The organism is Thalassospira tepidiphila MCCC 1A03514 (genome assembly GCF_001662875.1).
GTDB classification, from domain to species: domain Bacteria; phylum Pseudomonadota; class Alphaproteobacteria; order Rhodospirillales; family Thalassospiraceae; genus Thalassospira; species Thalassospira tepidiphila.
Map to the genome: position 1 here is coordinate 175,683 of NZ_JPVZ01000006.1, position 18,961 is coordinate 194,643.

Here is an 18,961-nt window from a genome sequence, read left to right on the forward strand (position 1 = left end):
CGGCATGATGGCGGCCCTTTTGAGTGTTGCAAGACACCATTGGGGAGTGCAGGCATGACCGATAGTGACGCGCCCAAACCAGCCAAGGCTTCGACCAAATCCAGCGACAATTCCGATAACGGGCAACCGTCTTCCGAGGCCGGTGCGGCAGACGCCGAAAACAATCTGCGCGAACCAACCGAAGCCCCGGACGCGATCAGCTCCGAACAGGCCGCCGTTGATATGATGGCAGCGCTTTGCCGTGACTTTGGCCTGCCGGGCTTTGAGCAAGCTGCATCAGGCAGTCAGGCTCAGCCATCACAGCAGTCACAGCCAATGGAAACCGCATTCCAGATCATTCAACGTTATCTGCTTGATGGCGGGACGTCTTCGCCAACCCCAATAACCGCAAGCGCGCCGACGGATGGCTATACCAGCCCGCTTGAAAACATGGACCCTTGGTACAGTACTGATAGTGGTTCGGCTGCCACCAATACCCCGGGCAACACCACGGACGCGCAATGGGGTGTGACCACGATCCATGCGGACGGCAGCACAACCGACATGACCGGCCCCGTCATCCGCGATGACATGTTCCGCACCGCCATGCCGACCCTTCAGGGCAAGGCAGACACCACCGCCGATACGCCCGACTGGGCGATCAGCATGGAACAGGGCTATCCACTGTCACCGACCAAGACCAGTGCGCAAACAGCGATTTCTGCGAAAATGCTGGCACCGGATGTGCCAAAATCCTTGTGCAAATGGTCCTTGCATGTCGGTGCATCAACAGATGCGCAGTCCGAACTTTCGGTTACGGCACCGAATGCGGCCCCGTCACAATTGCGCGCGCTTCTGTTTGATGCAATCGATGCCGATGGCGCCGCCCCCCAGATGTCCGAAGTGCCGATTTATGGCGGCGCACCGCATGCCATCCACCTCGAACAGACGGTTGGCGCGATGGGGAGTGAAGCAACCCCGGATGTGGCGTTGATCCGCCTGATCTTTGCTGATCGTGCGCCGGTGCCGATCCATCTGGAATATGTCGGTACCCTGCCAAGCCCCATCGTTGCGGGCAATGTGATGGTTGGCCCGAATTCCAGCATCCCGTTCTGGGTACAGATCACCCCGCCCAGCGAAGGCGACAAGGGGGCCGGACTTGTTGTTTTGGTGCGCTATGAGGCCGAGACCAGCTTTGATGTCACCGCCCAGCTGATGACCCAGGCCAGAACCAGCACCCCAACCGCGATCCTGAGCTGCAATGCCCAGCATGATCAGTCGGCCTGCCGGGCTGCCAGCATGATCTCTGATAGCAGAGGACGGCTTGAAACCGGGTTGACCGGCCTGCCAACCGATCCGGATGCCGCCGATCTTGAAAAATACGGCTTCATTCCACCGGCCTTTATGCTTGATGCAGCCCCAAGCGCACCAACACCAGCAGCGGCGTCGACAACAGCAACTGCGAAAGCTGCACCCACACCCACGCCGGCGAAATCCGGCGCAGCGGCAAAAACATCCGATCCGAGCGATGATGGTGACACCGACAACAGCGACAACAGCAAAACCAGCAGCAGCAGCAATGCCAAATCGTCATCGGGCTCAAGCAAAGGCAAGACCGGCAATAGTGACAACAGTGACAACTCTGGCAGCACTGGCAGCAGCAAAGGAGGCACCTGATGTCTGGGCAGGCGCAAAACGATGTAAGCACGGCAAGTGATCGCAAGGACGCGGTCCGGAAGGCGTTCAATCAGGAATATCTGGCAACCCAGCAGGCCATGGCGCAAGCCGCCGAACGGGCCCGTGCCCAGGTTCTTGATCAAAAACAGACCATTTCCAATCATGCCGAAAACGTGAAATCCGGCGCACAGGTCCCGCAGCCCGCAATCGGCAGCCAGCAAACAGGGCAAGCCACCCCACATCCTCAGGCGGCACAACAAGGGGCACCGCATATGGCATCGGATCCAAACATGCAGAACGGCCAGCAGGTCATGTTCGATATCGCAAATGAAATCCGCAACATCATCGCACGCGAGATTGACTTGCGCATGCAGGCCTTGTCCGAGAAGGTGGAAACCGCCCTTGCCGAAGCCTTCCCGCCAAGGGATCCGAAAAAGGAACAAGCCCCCCAATCTTCAGGTCCCGCGCCCCAGCAAAAGACATCCGGCAAAAAGACCTAGCTTGATGTCTGCAACCGGGCATCGCCCGGAACAGGAACGGCAATAACAAGCGCATCAAAGCGCGACGATCTGTCCCCAACCTATCCTCAGCCCGCATCGCGACGGCTGCGCCGTTGCGCACGAAAACACAACTATAGGATGTATAGAAACTTTTATTCACAATTCTTTTGCGGCTACGTCATAATGATTACCGCAAAACTTAATCAGCCTATGGTTGCATTCAATCAACCGGAGGGGTCCATAGTGCAGAACGAAAAGAACAGTCCGCAGGATGAGGCAACCCTGACAGAAGCCGAGATCAGCTTTGCCAAAAGTCTTGAACAAAGCCTGTCGCTGGCGTTGGGTGATGATGACAAGGTGACGTCAATCTGGTCCCGGTTAAAACCCGAGCAACGGGCCCGCATTGCCGAGGATTATCTGGCAAAGCTTGCCGCGGCCGACGACCCCGGCGATCAAGAAGCCGATCAAAAGGCCGGTCACGACAGATTGACGCCCCCGGCAAGTAGCGCCCTTGATGCACGCGCCATCATGCAATCGATGGCACCCGCTACAAAACCGGCAGACACCCGCCCCGCCGCAACCGCAAACCCCGGCACGGCAACAAACCAGGCCCAGCCACGATACAGCCCGCCGCCCGGTTACCCGGCAGACTTCAACCCGCTGGCAGGCTTCCCGGGTCTTGAACCATCGCGGAGCGGCCCGAGCCCCGAAGACATTATTGCCGGTGCGCTTGGCACGCCTGGCGCCACACCGACCGACCCGCTTGATATCTTGCGTGGTCTTGTGCCGGGGGCAGAAAGCCCGACATTGCGCCAACCGGTGCCACATGTGCCGGTCCCGCAAACACCGACGGCACCGGGGACACCAAATACCCCCGATGACGGGCAATATTCCCCCTCGCATTCCACGCCGCAAACCCATCCGCAAATGGATGCAGATTTGGGCCCGGCGGCACCGAATTTCTGGCCGCTGTGGATTGATCAGCAAGACACGCTTTTGAAGCAATGCCTGAAACTGATGTCGGGCAATATGGATGATGCGCAAGATGCGCTGTCCGAGGCCATGGTCAAGGCATCGACCAAATTCGAAGAATCCATGGATGAAATCCGCAACCATCGCGCCTGGCTGTCGCGCATTGTCCATAACGCCTGCATTGATTTGCACCGGCAAAACCGGCGCAAGGCGGAATATCGCGAAGAAACCCATGGGGCTGCCGACACACCGGCCTCCCCGATGACAGCCCCGATCACACCAAGCCCCGAGGAATCATATCTCGCCGGTGAAAAACTTGATCAGCTGGAAGCGGCCCTTCTTGAGATGCAGGAAAAACTGCGCAAGCCGCTTTTGATGCGCTGTGTTCAGGACCGCACCTATGACGAGATTGCAGCGGCCCTGGGCTTAAGCAACTGCGCGGTGCGCAAACGTGTTCAGCTGGCCCGCGAACACCTTAGGGCTTCGGGCATTCAATAAGAATACGTGCGTAAAAAAACGACCAACTCGCAAAAAAGACGCGTCACAACGATACACCACCAGCGTCGATAGACTGAAAACGGGACGGCGAAACCCCGACAGAAACACAACAGCAAGCAGCACACCGCAAAGCGTAACGAAGGAGACTTTACAATGGCGATTCCGACCCCGGTAAATGGTCAGATCACTGATGCAGTCACCCAGGCTAACGTGAAAGTTCTGGGCGACGCCCCGGCAATGGCAATGGGCTCAATCTTCCAGTCCCTCGCACATTCCACCGGCATTCTTTATGAAAACGCCGTCAGCGCACAGCAGCAGATCGGCATCACCTCGCAGGCCGCAACCAACCAGGGCGTCATCCAGATCTATTCGGTCGATACGATGGCAGACTCTGTTGCGACCTCCAAAATTGCCAAAAGCGACGTTCCCGACAACATGCTGTCGCTTCTTACCGCTCTTCAGGCAACCAAGGGCTGATTCTCAAAACATCTTTGGCCCCAAAGCCAGTTTCAAATCGGGCGGTCGCAGTCATCAGCGATCGCCCGATTTCATTTGATCAGGGCTTTGCAAAACAATCGGTTCTTTTGCAAAGCCCTGCGTCACAAGACGCCAAGCCCCCCGTCATCTGTCTGACCGCAACACACGCAAAGTGGCTGGTTTGGAACATCTCTTCCTTCCAGCATTTCCCTAGGCAAACAGGAGATAAACAGTGGCTGATAACACTCCGCTAAATGGTCAGATCACAGATGCCGTGACCCAGGCGAACGTGAAAGTTCTGGGCGACGCCCCGGCAATGGCGATGGGTTCGATCTTCCAGTCCCTCGCACATTCGACGGGCATCCTGTATCAGAACGCCGTCAGCGCCCAGCAGCAGAACGGCATCACCTCGCAGGCCGCGACCAACCAGGGCATCCTGCAGATCTATTCGGTCGACACGATGGCGGGGGCTGTCGGGACCGCCAAGATCGCCAAAAGCGATGTGCCCGACAACATGCTGACGCTTCTGACGACGCTTCAGGCAACCAGAAACTGATTTTGGTCAGGGTTCCGGCCCGTCCAGCCAATATCACACCGGGCGGTCGTATTGATCTGCGACCGCCCGTTTTCATTGTGGCGACGGTTCTGCAAGCAATCCAAGTTTTTGCCAGCCCATCGTCACAAGACACCAAGTCCCCCGTCATCTGTCTGACCGCAGGACATGCGGAAAGGGTCGGTTCGGGGCCTTACGTTCCTTCCGGCACTTCTTTAGGTAACCAGGAGATACACAATGGCTGATAACACTCCGGTCAATGGTATGATTACCGACGCCGTCACCCAAGCCAATGTCGAGGTCATGGGTGATGCGCCGGCAATGGCCATGGGCTCGCTTTACCAGTCGCTGGCGCATTCTCATGGCATTCTCTATGAGAACGCTGTCAGCAGCCAGCATCAGGTGGGCATTTCCTCTCAGGCGGCCACCAATCAGGGCGTCATCCAGGTCTACTCTGTCAACACCATGGCGGGGGCCGTTGCGACCTCGAAACTCGCCGCAAGCGACGTTCCCGACAATATGCTTTCGCTGTTGTCGGCTCTTAAGGCCACGACCGGTACGGCCGTGTCCTAAACATCCCCACTGGTTTCGCCGCCAACCCCGCCCGGCATGCATGCGCTTGCCGGGCTTTTTCTTTCACAAATGCCCGCGCTCGGCGTCAAACCGATACGTAGCACTTCCGCCAGCCCATTCCTCCAGACAAGGAGACGGACATGCCATCGGCACCACCTGAGCAAGACGGCAAGAAATCCCAGCACCACCCCGCCAGTCACCATGAAGATGATCATCAGTGCTCGGTTTCAGATCAGATCACTGACAGCGTTGCCCAGACCAATGTTGCTACGATGGGGGCCGGTCCGGGCTTCGCCGCGTTGCAATCCATGATGGGTCAGGCGCAATCGCAGAACATCCTGATGGCGAACATGGTCTCGGCCCAAAAGCAAAATGCCATGATCGGCATGACGACCATGACCCAGAGCATTCTGCAAATGATGAAACGTCGTAGTTAATAAGGATCACCCCAATGAGCAATCCGAGCGAAGTCGACGAACAAATTACAGACAGCGTCACCCAAACCAACACATCGGTCATTGCCAATGGCCCGGCGATGGGTGCGATGCAGACCTATCTGTCGCAGGCCCAGGCACAGGGGATCCTGTTTGCCAACATGGTCAATGAACAGCAGCAACAGGCGGTTGCCAGCCTTGCAACCACCATGGAATGCGCAAAGGCCACCCTGTCGGTCCAGGACCACAAGCCAAATTTTTTTACGACACAACAGACTGGGACGAAGGGGAAATAGCATCTTACGACGGCCTCGATGCGACAGGGGATTCGGATACCGTGTCCCTCGAAGACGCAGATTCACAAGAATCCGGCGATCAGAAAGGTGAAGGTCAAGATAACACCGAAACCAGTTCGTGGCTTGGCCAGGCCGACCCAATGTTTATGGGGGATGGATCGGACTACAAGGAAAAGTTTGACTACGCCGCCAGCGCCCAGGGCGAACAGACAAAGGACGTAACATGAGTGATATCGTAAACCCGCAAGTTACCGATGCTGTCACCCAGACCAACGTCAAAATTCTGGGTGAAAGTCCGGCACAGGCAGTTTCCATGGCCATGCAGTCGCATTCACATGCCACCGGCCTTGCCATGGAAAACGCAACCCTGACACAAGGCAACATGCAACAGGTTGCCAATACAGCAACGTCAAAGCTTGTTGCCCTGATCACCGCCCAGGCGGGCTAGGCGCAACAGACTCTAATTGATCACAATCACGTCCGTGCGACGTCTAGAGATGTGCGGTCAGACCGATCGCTTTTTCGGAGGATAACATGGCAATTCCAACCCCGGTGAATGGTCAGATTACAGACTCTGTGACCCAGAGTGCGGTCAGTGTTCTTGGTTCCGCGCCTGCGAATGCGATGGGTGCGATTTACCAAAGTGCGGCCCATTCAACATCGATCCTGTTCCAGAACGCGGTTCAGGCACAGCAACAGGCATCGATGTGTTCGCAAGCAGCCACCAATCAGGGCGTGATGCAGCTTTATTCCGTCAACACCATGGCGGGTGCGCAGGCAACAGCCAAACTCGGCCGGTCCGACAACAGCGATGCGCTTTTGACACTACTCGTAATTTTGGCAGCAACCCGCCGCTAGGCACATGATCCGTCTGGTCCTGCCCGGACCAAATACGGTCAAAACATGAGGGCGTGAAATGGCAGACAACACCCCTGTAAACTCACAAATCACCGATGCAGTGACCCAGAACAACGTCAAGGTTCTGGGCGAAGCACCGGCACATGCCATGGGGCTTGTGTATCAGACGATGGCACATTCCATCAGTCTGTCGATGCAAAACGCCATGCAGACCCAAGGCGGCCTGCAGCAGATCGGCAACGCCGTCACATCAAGCGCCTGCCGTATGATCCTGGAAAGTACTGGCGGTGGCATGGGCGGTGGCAAAAGCGGCGAATAACGCGCCCGCAGATTTTATGGCTCCTGGCCCGTCCCGACAGAGATAATCAAACCGGTCTTTTGACCCGTTGCATATGAGGTTTTCGATGGCAGACGACGACGCAAAACAGAACGAAGATCCGAAAGCTGGAAACAAAGATCAGGGCAATGAGCCGGACAAAGCCGCGTCCCCCGCCGACAAGGATGGTGACGGCGACAAAAATGCCGCAGACACCAAGGACGCGAAAGACGGTGGTGCTGCGAGCGGCGACGCAAACGGCGATAAAAAGGCCGATGACAAGGATGATGCAAACAAACCGGCATCCCCGTCTGATCCCGCAGCTCCGGACAATCCGCCGGGCACCCCGCCGCTCAGCACGGCATTGAACCCGCAGATCGTGCAGGCTGTCGGCACGACCAACCATGCGGTTCTGAACGGTGCGATCCCCGGTGCCAATGGTGTCGCCTATCAAAAGGTTGCCCAGGCAGCCGCCTATGCGGTGCAGGATTCCACGGATTATCTGCGCAATATCATGTCGATGGCATCCGCCACCACCGGTGTGGCCATGCAACAGATGCTGGCAACCAAGGAAGTCGACCCTTATTCCAAGATCATCAAGGCTGCGACCGATGCCGTCAGTGACGCCCAGACAACCTTTTCCAAGGTCGGCACGTCAGCCAGTTCGGTGGTGAAGGATTTTGACAGCCTCGCCTAAATAGGCTCAGGCGCTGCGCATCAGCTCGATACGGTGGCAGGTCTCCGAGAAATCCGGGGCAAACAGTTTAAGACTGACACCCGTCCCCTGAAGCTCGTACGCGCCCATTTCCTCTGTCGGGCAGGAAATGAACCGTGCCACGGTCGAACTGACCAGCACACGCCGACCAAGTTGCTTGGTAAGCTGTTCGATGCGGGCTGCTTCGTTTGCCGCCTGCCCGACCACGGTAAAATCAACACGTTCCGAGACACCGACATTGCCGTAAATCACTTCCCCGACATGCATGCCAAGGCCGTAATCGAATGGCAGTTTTCCGACTTCTTCGCGCCGCGCATTTAGCGCATCGATGTTCAACTGGGCCTCGGCCGCGGCATAAAGCGCTGCGTAACAGGCGGTTTCAAGATTGGTTTCGTCTTCATCAATCGGGAAAATCGCAAGCGTCGCATCCCCGATATAACGCAATACCTGCCCACCGTGCTTAAGCACGGCACCGGCTGTTGCGCCAAAGAAATCATTCATTTCGCCTAGGAACGCATCATCACCAACATGGGTCGCAACCGAGGTCGAGTTGCGCATATCCGAAAACCAGATCACTGCGCGGGTTTTGGTGCTGTCGCCCAACTTGATCTGACCATTGCGGACACGTTGCCCGGCATCAGTACCAAGATAGGTTTCCAGAATGGTGCGGGTTTCTTCATGGTTGATGCGCATTTTGCACGACACGGCAAAGCGGCGCTGAATACCAGACAGGATCGCCAAATCCTCGTCCGAGAAACCACTGGGACGCCGCGTCAGATAGGTCATGAAGATGCGGTTGCTATTGAGCGTGCTGTCGCTATCGGTCACGAACGGGGTCATCAGGGCGTAATAGTCCGTCCCCCGTTGGCGGCGGAAAGTTTCAAGGATCGGGAAATCGACAACCGCACTAGGGCCAATAAGATGACGGCGCATGAAGCTGACATCGCTATCAAGCATCCATTTCATCGGACTTTCGGCCCAATCGCGATCCTTTTCGTCATCGCCCATATGGGTGGTACGCACAACCTGGCCGTTTTCCTTGGTCCAGATATAGGAAACACCTTCATACAGCGGATGCAGGGTCTTGAACGCGACCATGACACGATCAATCGGAATTCCCGATGCGACCAGACGGCTGGCCATGCCTGACAGAAGTTCGCTGATGTCGGTATCATCAAGCGCACATTCCATCAGCCAGTCGTTAACAGAGCGCACAAAGCCACGCGCGGCTTGCGCGTTATTGGTTCCGGGAAGCGGGGTTACCACGCCGGATGAAGACTGGTTGTTGGTCATGGGCACGCTCCGTCCGTTCGTCTGCTTGATTGTCGCACTGCCGTTGGTTCAAATCCAGACCCTAAATAGAACAGCAATGCAATTTAGCAATTATTGATTTGGAAACAGTGAAATTCCAGCCCACAAATGACTATTGGTCACTTAAAACGCAAGGGCTATCTGTCAAAAAACTGTCGCACTTTTCCGGCACCGGAATTACGCAGTCTCAAAACGACTGAATTCAACGTTATTGCGGCTGTGCCGGTGGCAGGTAAATACGCGCCAAAAGCCCGCCTTTCTGGGATTCTTCAAGGTATATTTCGCCACCATGCGCCCGGACGGCGGTGCGTGCGATTGCCATCCCAAGACCAATACCGCCAGTATCACGATTGCGTGACGCTTCAATCCTGAAGAATGGCTCAAACACCTGTTCGCGTTGTTCGACCGGTATCCCCGGCCCGTCATCGGCAATTTCGATCCACAGGCCGCCATCATCGGCATCGCGCACCGCGACCTCGACCGTATCGCCGAAGTTAAGGGCATTGGACACCAGATTGCCAAAGGCGCGCTTGATCGAAAGCGGCCGGCACGGATAAACCCGGGTATCGACCTCGCCAATATATCTGATTGGGCGTCCGGTTTCTGCCAGATCCTCGACCGCGGATTCAACAAGGGCAGTCAGATCGATCTTGCGGGTTTCCTCATTCGCGGTTTCTTCGCGGGCAAAGGTCATTGCCGCTTCGACCATCTGTTCCATTTCATCAAGGGTTTCGATGATGCGCGCACGGTTTTCCGGATCATCGACAAATTCGGCGCGCAGGCGCAGCGACGTAATTGGCGTACGCAGATCATGCGAAATGGCGGCCAGCATCCTTGTGCGATCCTCGACAAAGCGTTTGAGGCGGGCAGTCATCCGGTTAAAGGCCCTTGTGGCGCGTCTGATTTCAATCGGACCGGTTTCAGGCACCGGTTCGGGATAATCCCCGCGCCCGACACGATCGGCTGCCTTTGTCAAAACGTCCCACGACCGGGAAATTCGGCGCGCCAGGAAAAAGGCAATCACGGCAATGACAAGCCCGGATGCCAGAACACGCAAAAGATTGTCGAACACAAACCACGGCGGCGAGACGACCCCGCCAATCATGGCTTCCAGCCAGACATCGGGCGCTGTGCCGGTTGGCTCCCCGTCCGGACCAAGGATCCTGATCGGCACAACAAGGCGCATCACCGGCGAGGTATCGCAATCAAACCGGTCAAGGTAGCGCAACGACCAAGGGGCTCGGCGATCATCATCACGGTCATCATCGCGATCATGATGATCATCGTCGTGGCCGGATCGCTCCATACGGTCACGTTCCAGAAACGCATCCTTTTCACGCCGGAGTGTTTTACGTTCCGTCCAGCATTCATCCTCGGACAGGATTTCAACCCGCGCCGGAACCCCGGTTTCAAGGTCCAGTGCCTCGTTCAAACGCTGGCTCAGCGTGTCCGAGGTAAATCCGTCACCGGAAACCACATCACTTTCCGGCACCAGCCGCAGGCGGTTTTGCGGTGATTGCGCCACGCGCAACACATCGGCCCAGTTATCACGCGGGGTTGTTGTCAGAATGCGCGAAATTGCCGCCACCCGTGACAGGGCATAACCGCGCCGCTCAGACGCCACCGCATCCCGGCGTTCTTCGGCCAGCATGACACCAAGGACGATGTGGGTCAGGATGATTGCGCCCAACAGCAGACAGACAAGCTGCGCGGTCAGACTTTGCGGCCAAAGGCGTTTGATCAGGCGGCGCTTGGTCATTTTTCGGTCACCTCGCAGGTGAACATGTATCCCCCGCCCCAGACGGTCTTGATCAGGGTCGGGTTCTTGGCATCATGTTCAATTTTCTTGCGCAGGCGGCTGACCTGATTATCGATGCTGCGATCAAACGGCACGGCTTCGCGCCCACGGGTTAGATCAAGCAACTGATCGCGGTTAAGCACCATGTTGGGATGTTCGACAAAGGCACAAAGCAGGCCATATTCCCCGGCACTGAGTGGCACGACCACATCATTGGCATCGCGCAATTCATGGCGGGTACGATCCAGCACCCAACGGTCAAAATGCACCTGCCCGCCCGGAAGCGGCCCCTTGCGCCCGACCGGAAGACTTTGCGCACGCCGCATCACGGCCTTGATCCGGGCCAGCAATTCGCGCGGATTAAACGGCTTGGCCAGATAATCATCCGCGCCCATCTCAAGACCGATGATGCGATCGGTTTCCTCGCCAAGGGCTGTCAGCATCACGACTGGCACATCATAGTTTTCACGCAGCCAGCGACACAAACTCAGCCCGTCTTCGCCCGGCATCATCAGATCGAGCACGATCAGGTCGGGTGCGATGTTATCCGCCATCAGCTTGCGCAACTCGCGCCCGTCAGATGCCAGTGTCACACGATATTCATGTTGACGCAGATACCGCCCCAAAAGGTCACGGATATCACGATGGTCATCGACAACAAGAATGTGGGGCTGGTCGCTCATATGCGGTCCTGAAATCAAAATCGTCTGTGAAGCCTAACCTAACGCGTCGTCAGTTCCGGCAGAAACGGCAATTTGTATCAGATTGTCGCAAAACGGCCTTTTGGCAAAGCTTGCGACCATTTTGCCCGTTCGCCGGGATCATTTCGCGACAATCATAGGCGATAACGGGCTTCAACACATTGATCCCCCACAAACCTGATGAGGTCCCCGATGAAACGCAAAACCACCCTTAAACTTGCCGCGGCCCTGATTGCCACCACCATGATCGCAACCCCGTTTGCGGCGACTTATGCATCGCCTGGCGAACGCGAACATAAAGGCGAATATATGCGCGGTGAACACGGTGAATACGGCGAACATGGCAAGTACGGCAAAGGCGGCATGTTCCATGGCGAAGGCCGCGCACGCGCCGTACCCTTGACCATTGATGAAGCCCGCACGCTGGTTGATGCGATGCTTTTGAAAATGGGTGAACCCAACCTTAAGACCGGTGATGCCAAGGCCTCCGAACAGGCTGGCAAGATTGATGTTGTCTTGCTGAATGTCAGTGGTGATGTGGTCGAGGTTCTGAAATTTGATGAAAAAACCGGCCGCATGGATCGCGGCTCCCGTCATGACCTGCGCAAACTGATCGGCAAACCGAACAAAGACAAGGCCGCACGTTTTGATCGCAAATTCACCGCCGATCAGATGACGCTTCTGGCCAATGCGATGGTGATCCGGTTTGGCAATGGTGAGCTTAAACTGGGTGACATCACCGAAACCCCGCGCGGTACCTATACCGCCACCGTCACCAACCAGGCCGGTGACATCGTCCGCGAAATGGAACTCAGCAGCGTGACCGGTCGCCCGATCAGCTGATCGGTCCGTCAAAACCCAACCTTCCCCGGTCCGGGGACTTCCCCCATCCCAACCGATACCCCGGACCCGCCTGCGCCCCCAAGGCTCCACTTGGGGGCGTTTTGCGTTTTGGCGTTTAACTTCATCGGCTTGTCACGCAATTGGGTTTGACGGCTTTGCGTAATCCAAGCATTGTTACGCGCTTCTGCAACGCGCCCCATGAAAGAAGCACCATGACGACCAACGCCCCAAAACCCGCCCCCAGAACAGCCACCCTTGATGATATCCCCGCATTAACAGCCCTTTGGCAGGAAACCGGGATTTATCGCCCGTATAATCCGCCAGAATGGGATGTGCGCTTCGCGCTTGAAAGCAGCGAAGCCACCCTTTTTATTTGGGAAGATAACAGCGATAACATTATCGGCTCCATCATGGCGGGTCATGATGGGCACCGTGGCTGGGTCTATTATATGGCCGTAACACCAAGTTTGCAGAAATCAGGGCTGGGTCGCCGCCTGATGGAGGTCGGGGAAAACTGGCTGCGCGATCAGGGTGTCTGGCGCATGCAATTGATGGTGCGCGCGGATAACCATGCGACACAGGATTTCTATCACCATCTTGGCTATCGCGCGTGCGACGTCACCGTGATGCAAAAGGACATCAATACCCCGCCTGCCGACCGTTAAGGCACCAGAACATTACATGGCATCGGCGATGGTCGATGCCGCGTTTTGTTCCGAGGGGGCTGGTTCCTGCTGATTTTTAATCGCGATGGTCGCATGGGCAATCCGGCGTGCGCGCTCATACAGGCGGTTGATGCGTTCGACCATCGCGACCTCAATCCTGTAACGGCGAATATCAAGATCGCGCGGGCCGATTTCATCGCTGACCTTGCGCAGGGTCGTATCAAGCTTGGTGGTGAACTCCGCCTTGCGATGAAGCACACGATTGGCGGCCTCCAGATCCTCGGCCGAAAAGGCGGTCATCGCCTGTTTCAGGCAATCTTCGGCAATCTCGTAAAGCTCTGCCATTTTCTGGCGGTTTTCGTCTGACGGCATGTGGCGAATATCAAGCCACTCGCCGACCAGCTTGACCATTTCCTCGCTGATCAGATCGCCAACAGCTTCAAGATGGTTGCTGACCGCAAGCTCGTTCTGCATGCGGTTGAGGTCAGCTGCCAGCAGTTCCGCACGCGGCAGTTTCGCCGCAAACAGCGCAATCGCGTCTTGCAGGCTATCGACCCCGTCATCCAATTCGCCAAGCTTTTTAAGCTTCGGGCGTGTCGGGTTGCGCAGGTTTTCACGCCCACGGCGCACGACATCAATCACCACATCGCCCATATGCATGACTTCATTACGCAACAAACTAAGGGCTGCTGCCGGGGCTATGGTCAGTTCGTGGATGACGTATTTCGGCTCCGGGCTGAGGCGCGGTTCGGTATCGATTTCGGCCGGGACCAGCTTTTCAATCAGGCGTGCTATTGCGGGGACAAAGCCGATCATCAGGATGACGTTGGCGACGTTGAAAATGGTGTGCGCGTTGGCAATTTCACGTGCAATATCGACGGTTTCGGCGGTGCGCCCGGTGGTGATGAACTCCACAAGCGTCACCAGATGATCAATAAATGGCAGCCAGATCAAAACCCCGACCACATTAAACAGGATATGGCCAAGGGCGGTTCGGAACGCATCGCGGTTCTTGCCAATCGTCACCAACAGGGCCGTAACACAGGTACCGATATTGGCCCCGAAAATAAGCGCGATCCCGCTATCAAGCGGCACCAACCCCTGCCCGGCCAGAACAATGACAATCCCCATGGTCGCCGCACTTGATTGCACCAGCGCAGTGAACGCCGCCGCAACCAGCATGGCGAGAAACGGATTGCGCATCTGGCCCATCACATCGATGAACGGGCCATAGGTCCGAAGCGGTTCCATGGCATCACTCATCATGCCCATGCCAAAGAACAGCATCCCCATGCCCAGCACTGCCTTGCCGATCAGCGTAAACCGCTTGCGATCGGCCAACATTGTCATGGCAAAGCCAATCGCGATGACAAGCGGCGCAATGGCATCAATCCGAAAGGCGATGATTTGCGCGGTCAGGGTACTGCCGACATTGGCGCCCATGATCACGGCAATCGATTGCGCAAACGGCATCAGTCCGGCCGATACAAACCCGACCACCAGCACGGTCGTAACACTTGAAGATTGTACCAACCCGGTAATGACCGCACCCGAAACTGCCGCCCAAATGCGATTGCGCGTCATGCCAGACAAAACGCGGCGTAGCCTTGCCCCGGCAAGGGTTTTAAGCGCGCCGGCAAGGTGATCCATCCCGTATAAAAACAGGGCCAACCCGCCAACCAAACCGATGGCCATCGACCAGGTATCAAGCGAAGGCGCGTCGTCCGCCGCCCATGCCGCCGAGTTGGTCAGAAGGAGCAAGAGCGCGCTTGCAAGGATGGATTTCAGGATGGGTGGCATTGGGCACCGGTCGAGGTAATCGGTTGAAAACAAACCGACCATAGCGCAGTTTGGGGACTAAACCCAATCGGATGTTTAGCCCCTTGCCAAACTGTCAGGTGGCAGACATTCCACCAGCCCAGCCTAGCCCACCGCCGCGCCCGACAAACGATCCGGTGATCACGCCCAACAGTTTGCGGGCAATCATTGAATTATTCGGCGGCAACCGATTTATGATCTGGTTTTTCCTGTGCCAGACGTTCGCGCAGGACCGCAACCTGATCGCCTGACAACCGCAGACCAAGCTTCGAGCGACGCCAGATCAGGTCATCAAGATCACGCACCCATTCGTTTTCGATCAGGTAGCGGACTTCGGCCTCATACAGGTCATGACCATAACATTTGCCAAGATCACCAACACTTTTGGCATCACCAACAATCTGGTCGATCCTTGTGCCATAGGCGCGCAGCAAACGTTTGAGCATCACCGCATTCATCCAGTCATAGCGCGCGGCATAATCGGCAAAGGCCGCCTCATAGGATGCATTTGGGAAATCCCCGCCCGGCAGCACGGCATTTGCCGTCCATGGGGTATCCTTGGTGCCCAGTTCCTTTGAGATGATCTGAAGCGCGTGTTCGGCAAGCTTGCGATAGGTGGTGATTTTGCCACCGAACACATGCAGTGCCGGCGCCTGATCACCGTTGGCTTCCAGTTTAAGGGTGTAGTCACGCGATACCTTGGAGGCGTTTGCTTCCGCGCCTTCACCGGCATAAAGCGGCCGCACCCCGGAATAGGTCCAGACGACATCGTCAGATGCGATCGGCTTTTTGAAATAGCCTCTGGCAAGCTTGCAAAGGTAATCGATCTCGTCCTGATCAATCTTGACCTTGGCCGGATCGCCCTTGAAATCGACATCGGTGGTACCGATCAGGGTGAAGTCATCCTGATAGGGAATGGCAAACACAATTCGGCCATCGCCGTTCTGGAAGATATAGCAGAAATCATGGTCAAACATCTTGGGCACGACAATATGGCTGCCCTTGACCAGACGGATGTTGGCCTTGGTATCGGACTTAACCACACCGTTTTCCGGATTGATCAGATCGGCACACCACGGACCAGCGGCATTGATCAACATGCGGCCTGACACCGAACGGTTTTCGCCGGTTTCCTGATCGCGCAGCGTCACGTTCCACCCATCGCCTGCGCGATTTGCCCCGACACATTCGGTGCGGGTCAAAATCTCTGCCCCCATGTCCTTTGCGTCCATCGCATTGAGGACCACAAGCCGCGCATCATCGACCCAGCAATCGGAATAGGCAAAGCCCTTTGTCATTTCATCACGCAGCGGCGCACCCGATACGTGTTTGGCAAATGAAATGCCCTCGGACGCCGGAAGCTTTTTACGCCCGCCAAGATGGTCATACAGGAATAATCCAAGACGGATCATCCAGGCCGGACGCAGATCATTGCGATGTGGCAGCACGAAACGCAGCGGCCAGATGATATGCGGCGCATTATCCAGCAATACTTCGCGTTCGGTCAGCGCTTCGCGCACCAGACGGAACTCGTAATGCTCCAGATAGCGCAATCCGCCATGGATCAGCTTGGTACTGGCCGACGAGGTGGCACTGGCCAGATCATCTTTTTCACACAGCAACACGCGAAGGCCCCGGCCCGCCGCATCGCGTGCGATCCCGGCACCGTTAATGCCGCCGCCAATAATGATCAGGTCATAGTTTGAAGTGCCAGCCATCGGGGCCTCTCATCACAGAAGGAAAACTCGTTAAGCTTCAAAATAGTTCATTTTCGAAAATTTTCAAGTTTCGAATTGTGACATTTATTCGACACAGCCATGCGCCTCTTGCACGCAGACACTTCAGTTATGCCTGATAAACCCGAATCAACCACAGGAAAGAAAACGTTCATTCGTGAACGAAAATGAAAAACCCCGCCTGAGGTTCAGACGGGGCTCAAAGAATGCGTAAAACGCAAGATGTAAGGGGAAGACGTTAGACTAAATCAGGCCAGCCAGCGTTTCTGCCAATCAGACAGCATCGCAATCGTCCAAAGCTGATGGCCCCAATTGCGCTTGCCCGACATATGCTCGGACCGGAGTTTTTCGATCTGGCGGCGATCCAGACCAAAATCGGTATAAAGCGCTTCATTGGCCAGATGGTCGCCCATCCATTCATGAAGCGGCCCGCGCAGCCACTGGGCCAACGGCACGCCAAAGCCGGTTTTCGGCCGGTCAATCATTTCGCGCGGGACATATTTATACAGGATCTGGCGCAGGGCATATTTGCCGACCGATCCGTTCATCTTAAGCCGGGCGGGCAAACGCCAGCCAAACTCGATCACGCGGTGATCAATGAACGGCACGCGCACTTCAAGCGAATTGGCCATCGATGCCCGGTCGACCTTGGTCAGAACATCATCGACCATATACATCATCGTATCCATGGCCTGCATGGAGGACACATAATCGAGATGACGGTTGCGACAGAACTTCTCGCCCGGCACCCGGAATTTCTTGCTCGATGCATGCTTGCCGCGCAACTTGTCAGGGTCAAACAGCGAAATCAGCGCATGATAACGATCAATATCATCACGGATCGCCAGAAGTGGCGCGGCCTTGTGGATTTTATCGCCAATCGCACTGGTCGACTTCTTGCCCGGAATCAGCCCGACAAGCTTGTCCCAATGATCGGGCGAAAGCATGGTAAGGCCGCGCGACACAAGCCCGCTGCCAAATGGAATGCTACCAGCCGCGGCGCTTAATTGCTTGGCCCACAAATAGCGGTTATAGCCGCCAAAAGTCTCATCCCCACCATCGCCCGAAAGGGCCACGGTAACGTGTTTGCGGGTCAGGGCAGAGATCAGATAGGTCGGAATGGCCGAGCTGTCAAAGAACGGCTCGTCATAGGTTTCCGAAAGCTTCGGCACCAAATCAAGCGCATCTTTTGGCGTGACATAAAGTTCGGTATGGTCGGTTTTTAGGTGCTTGGCGACTTCACCGGCGAAGGCGGCCTCGTTAAAGGCCTCGTCCTCGAACCCGACAGAGAATGTCTTGACCGGCCGGTCTGAAACCGACTGCATCAGGGCAACGACGGTTGAGGAATCAATCCCGCCCGACAAAAATGCCCCCAACGGCACATCGGCCACCATGCGGCGTTGCACCGCATCGCGCAGCAAATCTTCAAGCGCATCAATCGCACTTTGATCATCGCCGCTCCAGGCATGCGTCTGACCGTTAAGCACCGCATCTTCGACCGACCAATAGGCATTTTCGGTCGCCTGATCATGCGATGAAATTTCAAGGATGTGACCGGGCTTGAGCATCTTGGCATGGGCATAGATCGAAAGCCCGGAAGGCACATAGCCAAAGCGCAGATACGCATCAAGGCCGGTCTGATTGACCTCGCGCGAGATGGCGTCACCTGCCAGCAATCCTTTGACTTCGGACGCGAAACCGATATGGCCATCATAGCGCGACCAGTAAAGCGGCTTGATGCCCAGCCGATCACGCACAAGGAACAGTTTTTTCTTCTGCCGGTCCCAAAGCGCGATGGCGAACATGCCAATCAGGCGCTTGATGGTATCGCGTAGGCCCCAATGGGCAATGCATTCAAGGATGACTTCGGTATCTGAATGGCCGCGCCACGTGATGTTGGCCGAGGCCAGCTTTTCACGCAGTTCCGGGGCGTTATAGATCTCGCCATTATAGACCATGACATAACGGCCATTGGAGGAATGCATCGGCTGTTTGCCGGCATCGGATAGATCAATGATGGCAAGGCGGCGCTGCCCAAGGGCAATACCCTCTTGCTCATCAAGCCAGACATCGCCGCCATCCGGGCCACGGTGATACAGCGCATCATTCATGCGCGACACACGATCGCCCAAGCGCGTTGCATCAGCTTGTTCAGACAGCCATAAACCGGCAATTCCACACATGAAAATATCCTGTAAAGCCCTGCCGTTACTTAAAACAATAACGGTGTGCCCTACAATG

At 56.3% G+C, this 18,961-nt stretch carries 21 protein-coding genes; 15 read left to right on the forward strand and 6 right to left on the reverse strand.

The genetic code is table 11. The features are described from left to right. Positions 1–54 precede the first annotated feature (54 nt). From TH4_RS14485 to TH4_RS20510, 13 genes are all read left to right on the forward strand, one after another. Complete coding sequence (locus tag TH4_RS14485; protein WP_064781662.1) at positions 55–1,656, forward strand: hypothetical protein; 1,602 nt, start codon at positions 55–57, stop codon at positions 1,654–1,656. After that, entirely contained in the window at positions 1,656–2,156 is a 501-nt protein-coding gene (locus TH4_RS14490) for a hypothetical protein (RefSeq protein WP_064781663.1), read from the forward strand. The genes TH4_RS14485 and TH4_RS14490 overlap by 1 nt, the downstream gene beginning before the upstream one ends. Before the next feature lie 243 nt (positions 2,157–2,399). Further along, positions 2,400–3,626 (forward strand): RNA polymerase sigma factor, encoded by a 1,227-nt coding sequence (locus TH4_RS14495; protein ID WP_167351222.1) that lies wholly within the window; start codon positions 2,400–2,402, stop codon positions 3,624–3,626. 153 nt (positions 3,627–3,779) lie between these two features. Further along, positions 3,780–4,103, forward strand: a complete 324-nt coding sequence (locus tag TH4_RS14500; protein ID WP_008890488.1) for a RebB family R body protein — start codon at positions 3,780–3,782, stop codon at positions 4,101–4,103. A gap of 232 nt (positions 4,104–4,335) precedes the next feature. After that, on the forward strand, positions 4,336–4,659 hold the full coding sequence (locus TH4_RS14505; RefSeq protein ID WP_064781665.1) for a RebB family R body protein: 324 nt from the start codon (positions 4,336–4,338) through the stop codon (positions 4,657–4,659). Positions 4,660–4,893: 234 nt separating this feature from the next. Next, positions 4,894–5,229, forward strand: coding sequence for a RebB family R body protein (locus TH4_RS14510; RefSeq protein WP_008890486.1), 336 nt, complete (start codon positions 4,894–4,896; stop codon positions 5,227–5,229). Between the two features lie 140 nt (positions 5,230–5,369). Then, the gene (locus TH4_RS14515; protein WP_008890485.1) at positions 5,370–5,666 is read left to right on the forward strand and encodes a RebB family R body protein; all 297 of its coding nucleotides are present in this window, start codon (positions 5,370–5,372) and stop codon (positions 5,664–5,666) included. A gap of 14 nt (positions 5,667–5,680) precedes the next feature. Next, positions 5,681–5,959 carry a RebB family R body protein gene (locus TH4_RS14520; RefSeq protein ID WP_064781666.1) on the forward strand — a complete coding sequence of 93 codons (279 nt, stop codon included), beginning with the start codon at positions 5,681–5,683 and terminating at the stop codon, positions 5,957–5,959. A gap of 41 nt (positions 5,960–6,000) precedes the next feature. Further along, the gene (locus TH4_RS14525; protein ID WP_063088406.1) at positions 6,001–6,186 is read left to right on the forward strand and encodes a hypothetical protein; all 186 of its coding nucleotides are present in this window, start codon (positions 6,001–6,003) and stop codon (positions 6,184–6,186) included. Next, positions 6,183–6,407 carry a RebB family R body protein gene (locus TH4_RS14530; RefSeq protein ID WP_008890482.1) on the forward strand — a complete coding sequence of 75 codons (225 nt, stop codon included), beginning with the start codon at positions 6,183–6,185 and terminating at the stop codon, positions 6,405–6,407. Before TH4_RS14525 ends, TH4_RS14530 begins: the two co-directional genes overlap by 4 nt. 86 nt (positions 6,408–6,493) lie before the next feature. After that, positions 6,494–6,817, forward strand: coding sequence for a RebB family R body protein (locus tag TH4_RS14535; RefSeq protein ID WP_008890481.1), 324 nt, complete (start codon positions 6,494–6,496; stop codon positions 6,815–6,817). 58 nt (positions 6,818–6,875) lie between these two features. Continuing rightward, on the forward strand, positions 6,876–7,136 hold the full coding sequence (locus tag TH4_RS14540; protein WP_008890480.1) for a RebB family R body protein: 261 nt from the start codon (positions 6,876–6,878) through the stop codon (positions 7,134–7,136). A gap of 85 nt (positions 7,137–7,221) precedes the next feature. After that, the gene (locus TH4_RS20510; protein ID WP_083997115.1) at positions 7,222–7,830 is read left to right on the forward strand and encodes a hypothetical protein; all 609 of its coding nucleotides are present in this window, start codon (positions 7,222–7,224) and stop codon (positions 7,828–7,830) included. Between the two features lie 6 nt (positions 7,831–7,836). Here the strand turns inward: TH4_RS20510 and TH4_RS14550 are convergent, their stop codons facing one another. From TH4_RS14550 to TH4_RS14560, 3 genes are all read right to left on the reverse strand, one after another. After that, positions 7,837–9,141 carry an adenylate/guanylate cyclase domain-containing protein gene (locus TH4_RS14550; protein WP_008890478.1) on the reverse strand — a complete coding sequence of 435 codons (1,305 nt, stop codon included), beginning with the start codon at positions 9,139–9,141 and terminating at the stop codon, positions 7,837–7,839. Positions 9,142–9,367: 226 nt separating this feature from the next. Then, complete coding sequence (locus TH4_RS14555) at positions 9,368–10,918, reverse strand: ATP-binding protein (RefSeq protein WP_064781667.1); 1,551 nt, start codon at positions 10,916–10,918, stop codon at positions 9,368–9,370. Further along, complete coding sequence (locus tag TH4_RS14560; RefSeq protein WP_063088408.1) at positions 10,915–11,640, reverse strand: response regulator; 726 nt, start codon at positions 11,638–11,640, stop codon at positions 10,915–10,917. Before TH4_RS14560 ends, TH4_RS14555 begins: the two co-directional genes overlap by 4 nt. Positions 11,641–11,850: 210 nt before the next feature. Between TH4_RS14560 and TH4_RS14565 the strand changes: the two genes are divergently transcribed. Both TH4_RS14565 and TH4_RS14575 read left to right on the forward strand, forming a co-directional pair. Then, positions 11,851–12,501 carry a hypothetical protein gene (locus TH4_RS14565; RefSeq protein ID WP_064781668.1) on the forward strand — a complete coding sequence of 217 codons (651 nt, stop codon included), beginning with the start codon at positions 11,851–11,853 and terminating at the stop codon, positions 12,499–12,501. A gap of 212 nt (positions 12,502–12,713) precedes the next feature. Then, complete coding sequence (locus TH4_RS14575; protein ID WP_083997116.1) at positions 12,714–13,166, forward strand: GNAT family acetyltransferase; 453 nt, start codon at positions 12,714–12,716, stop codon at positions 13,164–13,166. A gap of 12 nt (positions 13,167–13,178) precedes the next feature. On the opposite strand, the gene TH4_RS14580 is transcribed toward TH4_RS14575, so the two are convergent. The 3 genes from TH4_RS14580 to asnB all read right to left on the reverse strand — a co-directional run bounded on the left by TH4_RS14580 (position 13,179) and on the right by asnB (position 18,903). Then, entirely contained in the window at positions 13,179–14,966 is a 1,788-nt protein-coding gene (locus TH4_RS14580; RefSeq protein ID WP_064781709.1) for a Na/Pi cotransporter family protein, read from the reverse strand. 191 nt (positions 14,967–15,157) lie between these two features. Then, on the reverse strand, positions 15,158–16,702 hold the full coding sequence (gene glpD, locus TH4_RS14585; RefSeq protein ID WP_064781670.1) for a glycerol-3-phosphate dehydrogenase: 1,545 nt from the start codon (positions 16,700–16,702) through the stop codon (positions 15,158–15,160). 266 nt (positions 16,703–16,968) lie between these two features. After that, on the reverse strand, positions 16,969–18,903 hold the full coding sequence (gene asnB, locus TH4_RS14590) for an asparagine synthase (glutamine-hydrolyzing) (protein WP_064781671.1): 1,935 nt from the start codon (positions 18,901–18,903) through the stop codon (positions 16,969–16,971). Between the last annotated feature and the right edge of the window lie 58 nt (positions 18,904–18,961).

Coding starts and splice junctions, on each gene's coding strand:
- TH4_RS14485 (WP_064781662.1), top strand. CDS start 55: ATGACCGATAGTGACGCGCCCAAACCAGCCAAGGCTTCGACCAAATCC.
- TH4_RS14490 (WP_064781663.1), top strand. CDS start 1,656: ATGTCTGGGCAGGCGCAAAACGATGTAAGCACGGCAAGTGATCGCAAG.
- TH4_RS14500 (WP_008890488.1), top strand. CDS start 3,780: ATGGCGATTCCGACCCCGGTAAATGGTCAGATCACTGATGCAGTCACC.
- TH4_RS14510 (WP_008890486.1), top strand. CDS start 4,894: ATGGCTGATAACACTCCGGTCAATGGTATGATTACCGACGCCGTCACC.
- TH4_RS14515 (WP_008890485.1), top strand. CDS start 5,370: ATGCCATCGGCACCACCTGAGCAAGACGGCAAGAAATCCCAGCACCAC.
- TH4_RS14520 (WP_064781666.1), top strand. CDS start 5,681: ATGAGCAATCCGAGCGAAGTCGACGAACAAATTACAGACAGCGTCACC.
- TH4_RS14530 (WP_008890482.1), top strand. CDS start 6,183: ATGAGTGATATCGTAAACCCGCAAGTTACCGATGCTGTCACCCAGACC.
- TH4_RS14535 (WP_008890481.1), top strand. CDS start 6,494: ATGGCAATTCCAACCCCGGTGAATGGTCAGATTACAGACTCTGTGACC.
- TH4_RS14540 (WP_008890480.1), top strand. CDS start 6,876: ATGGCAGACAACACCCCTGTAAACTCACAAATCACCGATGCAGTGACC.
- TH4_RS20510 (WP_083997115.1), top strand. CDS start 7,222: ATGGCAGACGACGACGCAAAACAGAACGAAGATCCGAAAGCTGGAAAC.
- TH4_RS14550 (WP_008890478.1), bottom strand. CDS start 9,141: ATGACCAACAACCAGTCTTCATCCGGCGTGGTAACCCCGCTTCCCGGA.
- TH4_RS14555 (WP_064781667.1), bottom strand. CDS start 10,918: ATGACCAAGCGCCGCCTGATCAAACGCCTTTGGCCGCAAAGTCTGACC.
- TH4_RS14560 (WP_063088408.1), bottom strand. CDS start 11,640: ATGAGCGACCAGCCCCACATTCTTGTTGTCGATGACCATCGTGATATC.
- TH4_RS14565 (WP_064781668.1), top strand. CDS start 11,851: ATGAAACGCAAAACCACCCTTAAACTTGCCGCGGCCCTGATTGCCACC.
- TH4_RS14575 (WP_083997116.1), top strand. CDS start 12,714: ATGACGACCAACGCCCCAAAACCCGCCCCCAGAACAGCCACCCTTGAT.
- TH4_RS14580 (WP_064781709.1), bottom strand. CDS start 14,966: ATGCCACCCATCCTGAAATCCATCCTTGCAAGCGCGCTCTTGCTCCTT.
- glpD (WP_064781670.1), bottom strand. CDS start 16,702: ATGGCTGGCACTTCAAACTATGACCTGATCATTATTGGCGGCGGCATT.
- asnB (WP_064781671.1), bottom strand. CDS start 18,903: ATGTGTGGAATTGCCGGTTTATGGCTGTCTGAACAAGCTGATGCAACG.